Consider the following 9,764-nt stretch of genomic DNA (forward strand, 5'->3'; position numbering starts at 1 on the left):
GTGCGTTCTTACTATAAATAGTATATTATAAAATAATTATTTCACAATTTTCATTTCGTTCAACAGCCATTTTGCGTCGGCATATTTATCAACAATGAAAAGAATATATTTCGTATCCACCATAATATTTCTACTAAAACGTGGGTCGAAATTAATGTCGCTCATCGTTCCTTCCCATTGTCTGTCGAAATTCAATCCGATTAAATTTCCGTGTGCATCCAAGGCTGGACTTCCAGAGTTTCCTCCGGTTGTGTGATTTGTTGCGGTAAAGTTTACAGGAACATCGCCTGTTTTGTCTTTGTAAACACCATAATTTTTGGTATCATAAAGATTGATTAATTTTTTCGGAACATCAAATTCATAATCGCCAGGAATATATTTTTCCATTACCCCTTCTAAATGCGTTTGGTAACCGTAGTAAACCGCATCTCTAGGATTAGAACCTTTTACCTGTCCATAAGCTACACGAAGCGTTGAGTTAGCATCTGGGAAGAATTTACGGTCTTTATCAGTTTCCATTTGTTGTGCCATAAATTTCTTTTGCAGCACATCAATTTGATCCTGAAGTTGAGTGTATTTCCCTTCTGTTGTTTTCAAATAGGTGTCTCTCATTGAAGAAGCCAATTGAATAATCGGATCGTTTTTTAAGGCTTTAATCAACTCGGCTTGATTGGCAAAAACTTTATCAATATCCGTAGAAGTTGTTGCTCCATTGAAATTTCCTCTTCCAGTGATGATTGAATTTTTAGACCAGTTTTCTACGATTCCTATATTTTTATTGACCTCTTTAAATTGGTCAAAATTAGCAGGAAGAAAACGTGCAGGAGTTTTTTCGGCATATAAAGCAAGCAATTGAGCGGTAACTTTAGCATCTAATTCGCCATCGTAATCTTTATAAATATTCGCCAATCTATTTTTAAAACCAACTAACGTTTGGTCATTAATTTTCCCAGCTTCATAACTGTTCATGAAATTCAAATACTGATTTGCCAATGATAATGTTTCAGCATTTCTTGTAACTTCGGAATAATAAGAACGGTTTAATGAATAAGGAGATTGCTCGTTATACAGATTGTTTAATTGGTCAATCGTAGTTTTAATCTGCGGATTTTTCGCAATTAAAGTTTGTTCATATTTTTTCTTCTTACCAACGGCATCAGATTTTTTCAAACCTTCAATTTCACCGATCCATTTTTTCCAGTAATTAGCTACACCAGCGTATTTTGATGCATATTTAATTCTGGTTTCTGCATCGGTACGCATTTTATCATTTAAAGTTTTCAATGCAACTTCCCGTACTGCAATCATGGCAGGATCTGTTTCTGTCATTACCTTTTCTACAGCGATGGCTGGTAAATATTCAGTTGTTCTTCCCGGAAATCCAAATACAAAAGTAAAGTCATTTTCCTGTTTGTCTTTAATGGAAACAGGTAAGAAATATTTCGGTTTGTAAGGAATATTATCTTTTGAATATTCAGCAGGTTTGTTGTTTTTATCGGCATAAATTCTGAACATTGAAAAATCGCCAGTATGTCTTGGCCAAACCCAGTTATCAGTATCAGAACCAAATTTACCAATTGAACTTGGTGGTGCTCCTACTAATCGAATGTCTTTATAGGTTTCAATGATATAAGCGTAATATTTATTACCGTAATAAACCGGTTTAATGATTACTTTTTGCCAAGGCTCTAATTTAAAACTGGCTTTTACGGTTTCCAGATTTTTGGCAATCAAAGCTTCACTTGCTTTCTCATCTAGGTTTTGCGTTCCGGCTAAAACTTGTCCTGTAACTTCTTTGATATCTGCGATGAAATCTACGGTAACACCAGGGTTTGGTAATTCTCCGTTCATATCTTTTGCCCAGAAACCATCACTTAAATAATCATGTTCAACCGATGAATGTTTCTGAATCTGTCCGTAACCACAGTGGTGATTCGTCAATAGTAAACCTTGTGGTGAAATGATTTCTGCCGTACAACCTCCATTAAATTGTACAACCGCATCTTTAATACTCGGTTTTGAGGTATCGAAAATCTGTTTCGCAGAAATTTTCATACCTAAATCTTTCATTTCCTTTTCATTAAGTTCTGTGGGAATCCACATACCGCCGTATTGTTGGGCAAAAGCCATCACAGCGGGCAAAAGTATTGCAGCTAGCAATATATTCTTTCTATTCATTTTTAAAATTTGCCCTAAAAATAAGAAAATTTTAATTGATGAGGGAGTCTTAATGAGATTGAAGTTTGATCAGTATTCAATTGGGATATTTCATTTTTCAATCTTTTAACCTTTTAAATTGATTCTTTCCCTTTTATCTGCTTTTCTAAATAAAGACATTCTACAAAATCTGGAGCTTGTTTAATGTTGTTTTAATGCGATTTAGTCGTGTTTTATCTTTATTTTAAATATATTTGATGTAGAAAATGTGAATTCGCATTTTTTTTCTTAAAAAAAACAAACCTGAAAATTCCGAAATCATGCAAAATGTAATCCCTCATTCTTTGTTTACCGATCATGATATCTATCTTTTTAAAGAAGGAAATCATTATAAATTGTATGAAAAGTTTGGAGCTCATTCCATTAAAATTGATGGAGTAGATGGCGTTTATTTTTCAGTCTGGGCACCATTTGCCAAAGAAGTTTCAGTGATCGGGAATTTTAATAATTGGCATTCTGAAACCCACAAGTTACTACCAAGATGGGACGAGTCGGGAATTTGGGAAGGATTTATTGCAGGCTTAAAATGGGGTGATGTTTACAAATATGGCATTCGAACGAAAGACAATTCCCTACTAGAAAAAGGCGATCCTTTTGCTTTGAGTTGGGAACAGAATTTACAGGCAGGTTCTTTGGTTTCAACGACTTGGTTTGAGTGGGATGATGAGAATTGGATGAAGGACAGGGCAAAAAAAAATTCACTCAAAGCGCCAATGTCGGTTTACGAAATGCACCTCGGCTCTTGGATGCGCGGAACAGATAATCCAGAAAGATTTTTTAATTATAGAGAAATTGCAGAGCGACTGGTTCCCTACATTAAGGAAATGGAATTTACCCATGTAGAATTCATGCCCGTTATGGAATATCCATATGATCCAAGTTGGGGTTATCAGATCACCGGATTTTTCGCGGCTACTTCCCGTTTTGGTTCTCCGCAGGATTTAATGTTTTTAATTAATGAATTGCATCGAAATGAAATCGGTGTTATTTTAGATTGGGTTCCGTCCCATTTCCCTGGTGATGCTAATGGATTGCATTTCTTTGATGGTACTTTTTTATATGAACATGAAGATCCGCGGAAAGGCTTTCATCCTGATTGGAAATCTTATATTTTCAATTATGGAAGACCGGAAGTCAAATCATTTTTAATAAGCAATGCAATGTTTTGGCTCGATCGTTATCATACTGATGGACTTCGTGTAGATGCCGTAACTTCGATGTTGCATTTGGATTATTCCAGAAATGAAGGCGAATGGGAACCGAATATTGATGGCGGAAATATCAATTTAGAAGCCAAGAAGTTTTTACAGGATTTTAATAAAACCGTTTATAAAGAATTTCCAGATATTATAACGATTGCAGAAGAAAGTTCAGATTTTCCGATGCTCACAAAACCTGTTCACGAGGGTGGAATTGGTTTCGGTATGAAATGGATGATGGGCTGGATGCACGATACTTTAAATTATTTTAAAGAAGATCCCATCGACAGAAAATACCAGCATAACAAATTAACTTTCGGCTCCATGTACGTTTATAATGAAAATTATATGATGCCGCTTTCTCATGATGAGGTCGTTCACGGAAAATCCAGTTTGATTTATAAAATGCCCGGTGACGAATGGCAGAAATTTGCGAATCTTCGAGCCTTATATCTTTATATGTTCACGCATCCCGGAGCAAAATTATTATTCATGGGGAATGAATTCGCACAAACCCGCGAATGGGATTTTACCCAAAGTCTCGATTGGCACTTGCTTCAATATCCTATTCATAAAGGAATGCAGGATTTTGTGAAACAATTAAATCATTTATACCGAAAAGAAACCGCACTCTATGAAAATAATTTTTCACCCGACGGAATGGAGTGGGTTGAAGCAAATGATGATGATAATTCCATCTATGTTTATTTAAGAAAAGGAAAAAAAGAAGAAGATATTTTAATGGTTGTTTTAAATTTAACACCAAGAGTTTTTGATTATAAAATCGGGGTTAGCGAAGGTACGAATTGGGAAGTGGTTCTGAATTCCGATGACGAACAATTTGCAGGAAGTGGCGTAAAAGCAGAAATAGTGGATGAAGAAGATGATGAATGGATGTATAAACCCAACGCAATTGTTCTGAAATTGCCGCCGCTTGCTGGAGTCATTTTAAGACAGAAAAATAAAAGAAAAAGCAAAAACTAAAAAATAAAAGGAAAATAGTACAGAAGACTACACAATATGTCAATAGAAAATCTGATTTTTAATATGAGAATATTTAACCTTTCTATCGAATGTTATCCCGTTGCCAAAGTTGGTGGACTTGCCGATGTGGTGGGCGCATTACCCAAATATCTCAATAAAATAGAGGGAGTAGAAGCCAGTGTAATTATGCCTTGGTACAATAAACCTTTCGTGCATGACCATAGTTTCGAAATCGTTTTTGATGGTTGGATTCATCAGCATTATCAAACTTTTCAGGTGCAGGTAATGAAAGAGCGTTCCAAAATTTTAGGTTTTGATTTGTATTTGGTGAAAATTCCAGGGCTTCTCGACCGAGATAATCCTTACGGGTATTGGGATGAAAGTCAGCAGTTTTTGGCTTTTCAACATGGCGTTTTGCATTGGTTGACGGCGATGAAGATTCGCCCGGATGTTTTGCATTGCCACGATTATCATACCGGATTGGTTCCTTTTATGATAGAAAATTGCCCGGAATTTGATTTTCTGAAAGGCGTAAAAACCATAGGAACGATTCACAACGGAGAATATCAAGGACAGATGAAATGGGAAATGGTGAATTATTTCCCTTGGTTTAATGGTGAAAAATGCGGTCTTCTGGATTGGGATGGATGGATTAATCCCCTCGCAGTCATGATGAAATGTTGCCACGCTTTCAACGCTGTTTCGGGAGGTTATATGGATGAGTTATTTCAAAATTTCCGTGGTCTGGAATCGCTTGTTCAGCAGGAATATGCAAAAGCACATGGCATAATCAATGGCATCGATACCGAAATTTGGGATCCAGAGGTTGATCCTTTCTTAGCCTTTAATTATGGTAAAAGAAACGCAGATTCTGGGAAGTGGAAAAATAAAAAAGAAATTTGTGAAGAATATGGGTTAAATCCTGACTTACCCCTTTTCAGTTTTATCGGCAGATTTGCTGGTGAAAAAGGGGCGGATCTTTTGCCTGAAATAGTTTGGAAAAGCATCCAAGAAACGTATGGTTCTCTGAATATCATCGTCTTAGGTTCAGGTGATAAAAATATAGAATATCAACTAAGTGAATTGTCGCATCGCTTTTCTAATTTCGCTTTGGATTTGGGTTACAAAGAATATTTGTCCCATAAAATATATGCTTCTTCTGATTTTTTATTAATGCCTTCCAGAGTTGAACCTTGTGGACTCAATCAAATGTACGCCATGCGTTACGGAACGGTACCGATTGTTCGTTATATCGGTGGTTTACGAGATACCGTAGAAGATATTTCAACGGGTGGGAGCGGACTCAATTTCGGCGAAGCGACTGCAAATGCCACCGTTCATGCGATGCATCGTGCTTTGCACATTTATCACAAAGAAGGCTTAATGAAAGAATTGATACAATCGAATATGAGTTTTGATTTCTCTTGGGAAAGGTCTGCGAAGAAATATTTGCAATTATATCAAAATTAAAAAAACAATCCGTTTTAATCATACTGATCGTTTTTAGAACAACGACACAGGGACTCTATCATCAATTGAAGACGCACGATTAAAGGAAAAAACTTCGCGAGTTTTTTCCTTTAACCGTTTTTTATTTTTCCACTTAATGGGCATAGAAATTTATAAATCCGTAAGTTTGCGGGCTGAAAAAAAATATGGAAAAGAAAAATATGTTAAAAGGGGTTTTGTTTGTTGCGGCTGGAGCTAGTATTTTTGGAATGTTGGCTACTTTTGTTAAATTATCTTATCGTGACGGATATACTACTTCCGAAGTTACAACGGCACAGTTTGTTTTGGGATTAACGGGTTTGTTTATTTTAAATTTTATACAAAAGAAAAGTTCTAAAAAATCACTTGTAAATCCTACCTCGAAAGAAATCAAAATGTTGATGCTTGCAGGGACCTCTTTAGGATGCACCAGTTTATTTTATTATATCTGCGTTCAATATATCAATGTATCTATTGCAATTGTATTATTAATGCAGTCGGTTTGGTTTAGTGTTGTTATTGAAAGTGTGATCTCTAAAAAATTTCCTAACGCTAAAAAAGTGGTAGCAACTATTATTGTTTTGATAGGAACATTCTTCGCAACGAATATGATTAATTTAGACGTTCAATTGGATTTGCACGGTATATTTTGGGGATTGATGGCAGCGGCTTCTTTTAGTATGACGATGTTTACCTCGAATAAAATAGCAACCCATATTCCGGCGCTGAAAAAAAGTATGATTATGCTTTCTGGTGGTGCTGTAATTGTATTTATATTTCTGTTTTTTGCACAAATTGGTCCTTTGTATTTTGATGTTTTAAAATCATTTTATTTGAATTTTACCGATAATACGCAACATATCAGACCGTTTAATTATTCTATATTTTATACCTACGGTTTTATTCTGGCTTTGTTTGGAACGATTATTCCACCGACTTTATTTAATCTTGGATTTCCAAAGACAGGTTTGGGCTTAGGAAGTATTGTTTCTTCTTTAGAACTTCCAGTTTCGGTAACCATGGCGTTTATTGTATTGGGTGAAAAAGTGATTTTGATTCAATGGATGGGGATTGCATTAATACTTTTCGCAATCGTGCTAATGAATTTACCTTCCAAAAAAGTAACTGAGTCTTAACGATACTCAACAGAAATAGGAATCCGAGAAATTGGGTTAATGATGTGAAAACCATTACTGTTCAAAATGGACAAACTACCGGTAATCTAGATTATTCCATCGTTTTATTTAAAAGGAATTAAAAATGAGCAACTAATTTGCTTATTTTTATGGTCAAGTTCTGTTGTGTTTTTTGCACAAAAAGTTCCGAAAAATAACAAAATCGAATTTTCAAAAGAGGCGTTAAATCAAAAAAACACTTCTTTAGAAGAAAGAAACTTTCGATTTCTGAGGTATTGAAAAAAACATCAGGGATGGATTTCAGAAAACCATCGATGAACTGAAGAAAAAGATGTTTTAAAGAAAAGGTCTTTTGAGAAAATCATTTAAAGGTTTAATGCTTTTGTAAATCTTTGCGAAATTTTTTGTTGCAGTTTCATCGAAAAAAGTTTCGTCAGAAATGGGATGAATCACAACAAAATTTTTCAGTTTTAGAAACTCTGCCATCGGATTGTCTTTTTCAAAATCGTTGGGAACTCTTTTTAATTTGCCTTCCACACTTAATCCGCGGAAATTATTTCGGAAATCTTTTTGGTCTAAAATTTTCAAAAAATCTTCACCATTGGCCGTAATTTCTTTTCTGATTTCTTTTAACACAGAAGATTCTGGTTGATAAACTCCACCTGCCAAAAATGATTTCCCTGCTTCAATATGCAAATAATAGCCAGAGATTTTATTGCCTTTTCCCATTCCTAAACTCGCTCCGAAATGGGTCTTATAGGGAAGTTTATCTTTCGAAAAACGGATGTCACGATAGATTCTAAAGAGCGCTTTTTTGGGGTCAATTTTTAAAATTTCTTCATCGAATTTTGCGATTTCTGAGATTAAATCTTCAATAAAAATTTCTACATCTTCCTTTGCTTCCAAATAAAATTTTTTATTTTCATTGAACCAATCGCGGTTGTTGTTCTTTTGTAAAGATTTAAGAAACTGTAGAGTAGATGCCTTAATTGATGCTTTCATTGGTCTTGATTTTATTCAAATTTAAAGAAATTAATACAGAACAAAAGTGCTCATTTCATTATTAACGAAAATTTAATAAACCAGCCATATAATTATCATAAATAAAAAACGTATCTTTGCACCCAATTTATAGACGATCTTTTACATGAATTTATTTACGGAGACCAATTTAAGCCCTGAAGTTTTGAAGGCAATTGGCGAACTGGGCTTTATTAGCCCAACAGAAATCCAAAAACAGACTATTCCTTTTATCTCTACAGATACACGCGATTTAATCGCACTTGCGCAGACGGGAACAGGCAAAACAGCAGCGTTTACGCTTCCGATTTTGGATATGATTGACGACGGGAGTCGCAAAATCCAATTATTGGTGCTTTGTCCTACCAGAGAACTTTGTTTGCAAATTACCAAAGACATTAAAAATTATTCGAAATACTTACAAAACATCAAAACTACAGCGGTTTATGGTGGAAGTAGTATTACTGATCAAATCAGATCTCTTCGCGAGAAACCACAAATTATTGTGGGAACTCCAGGGAGGGTAATCGACTTGATTAACAGAAAAGCCCTTGATTTCTCAGAAATTCAATGGTTAATTCTTGATGAAGCTGATGAAATGTTATCAATGGGTTTCAAAGAAGATTTGGCAACCATTTTAAGAGAAACACCAGAAACCAAACAAACTCTTTTGTTCTCCGCAACGATGAATAGAGAGGTTGAAAGAATTTCTAAAAACTATTTGACCAATCCACACCGTATTTCTGTAGGATCAATCAATGAAGTTAAGAAAAATATCAAACACGAATTTTATGTGGTTGGTTACAGAAACAAGAAAGAAGCATTAAAAAGATTAATCGATGCAAATCCTAATCAATATTCAATTCTTTTCTGTAGAACCCGTATGGAAACTCAGGAAGTTGCAGACTTTTTGATGCAAAACGGTTATGCGGCAGATGCACTTCACGGTGATTTATCTCAGGCACAACGCGATACGGTAATGAAAAAATTCCGTTTGAAAAACATTGATATCTTAGTGGCAACTGATGTTGCAGCGAGAGGTTTGGATGTGGATTCATTAACACACGTTATTCACTTCTCATTACCAGATGATCCTGAAGTTTTTGTTCACCGTAGTGGTAGAACAGGACGTGCTGGAAAAGACGGGATCTCGATTTCTTTGATTAAACCAGAAGAATCAAGAAAATTAAAGCAGATTAAATCAGTTACTAAAATTGATATTGTTGAGAAGAAAATTCCAACGGGTAAAAAAATTATCGAGGCACAGGTTGCTGGCGTTTTCGAGAAATTATTTACAGAGCACGAAAATCTTGTTGAATTCGACAATGAGTTGATTCCAGATTTATCAGCTTTTACCAAAGAAGAATTGGTTCACCAGTTATTGCAATTACAATTGCGGGAGATGGCGCTTTATTACAAAGATAAAGATGATTTGGTTGATCAGAAATTCAATAGTGATGATAGAGGAGACCGAGGTAGAGATCGTGGCAGAGACCGTGATCGTGATGGAAGAGGAAGAGATCGCGATAGAGGTGACAGAAGAGATAACGGAAATCGTTTTGGTAATAACAGAGATGGCGGAAACCGTGATTCTAGAGATAGAGATGGTGGAAACAGAGGCGAATCTAGAGATAGAAAACCTAGAAGAAACGATGGCGATATGGTACGATTTTTCTTTAACTTAGGGAAACGTGATCACCTGAAAAAAATTGATATGTTA

At 35.3% G+C, this 9,764-nt stretch carries 6 protein-coding genes; 4 read left to right on the plus strand and 2 right to left on the minus strand.

Translation table 11 applies throughout. The annotated features are described in order from the left end of the window. Positions 1–36: 36 nt before the first annotated feature. Positions 37–2,178, minus strand: coding sequence for a S46 family peptidase (locus WBY99_RS00665; protein WP_423974424.1), 2,142 nt, complete (start codon positions 2,176–2,178; stop codon positions 37–39). A 299-nt stretch (positions 2,179–2,477) separates the two neighbouring features. Between WBY99_RS00665 and glgB the strand changes: the two genes are divergently transcribed. The 3 genes from glgB (at position 2,478) to WBY99_RS00680 (ending at position 7,024) form a co-directional block, all read left to right on the plus strand. Continuing rightward, a complete protein-coding gene (gene glgB, locus WBY99_RS00670) occupies positions 2,478–4,400 on the plus strand; it encodes a 1,4-alpha-glucan branching protein GlgB (protein ID WP_423974425.1) in 1,923 nt (640 codons plus the stop codon). 63 nt (positions 4,401–4,463) lie between these two features. Beyond that, entirely contained in the window at positions 4,464–5,870 is a 1,407-nt protein-coding gene (locus WBY99_RS00675) for a glycogen synthase (RefSeq protein ID WP_423974426.1), read from the plus strand. A gap of 185 nt (positions 5,871–6,055) precedes the next feature. Beyond that, on the plus strand, positions 6,056–7,024 hold the full coding sequence (locus tag WBY99_RS00680; RefSeq protein ID WP_423974427.1) for an EamA family transporter: 969 nt from the start codon (positions 6,056–6,058) through the stop codon (positions 7,022–7,024). 336 nt (positions 7,025–7,360) lie between these two features. On the opposite strand, the gene WBY99_RS00685 is transcribed toward WBY99_RS00680, so the two are convergent. After that, positions 7,361–8,026: a DUF2461 domain-containing protein gene (locus tag WBY99_RS00685; protein ID WP_423974428.1), complete on the minus strand. Its 666-nt coding sequence runs from the start codon at positions 8,024–8,026 to the stop codon at positions 7,361–7,363. Positions 8,027–8,171: 145 nt separating this feature from the next. On the opposite strand from WBY99_RS00685, the gene WBY99_RS00690 reads away from it, so the two are divergent. Next, on the plus strand, positions 8,172–9,764 hold a 1,593-nt coding region (locus tag WBY99_RS00690; RefSeq protein ID WP_423974429.1), incomplete at its 3' end, for a DEAD/DEAH box helicase.

The organism is Kaistella sp., assembly GCF_049588135.1.
In the GTDB taxonomy this organism is placed as follows: Bacteria; Bacteroidota; Bacteroidia; order Flavobacteriales; family Weeksellaceae; genus Kaistella.

Excerpts from the sequence above, each read along its gene's own strand:
- WBY99_RS00665 (WP_423974424.1), bottom strand. The coding sequence starts at position 2,178 with ATGAATAGAAAGAATATATTGCTAGCTGCAATACTTTTGCCCGCTGTG.
- WBY99_RS00680 (WP_423974427.1), top strand. The coding sequence starts at position 6,056 with ATGGAAAAGAAAAATATGTTAAAAGGGGTTTTGTTTGTTGCGGCTGGA.
- WBY99_RS00685 (WP_423974428.1), bottom strand. The coding sequence starts at position 8,026 with ATGAAAGCATCAATTAAGGCATCTACTCTACAGTTTCTTAAATCTTTA.
- WBY99_RS00675 (WP_423974426.1), top strand. The coding sequence starts at position 4,464 with ATGAGAATATTTAACCTTTCTATCGAATGTTATCCCGTTGCCAAAGTT.
- glgB (WP_423974425.1), top strand. The coding sequence starts at position 2,478 with ATGCAAAATGTAATCCCTCATTCTTTGTTTACCGATCATGATATCTAT.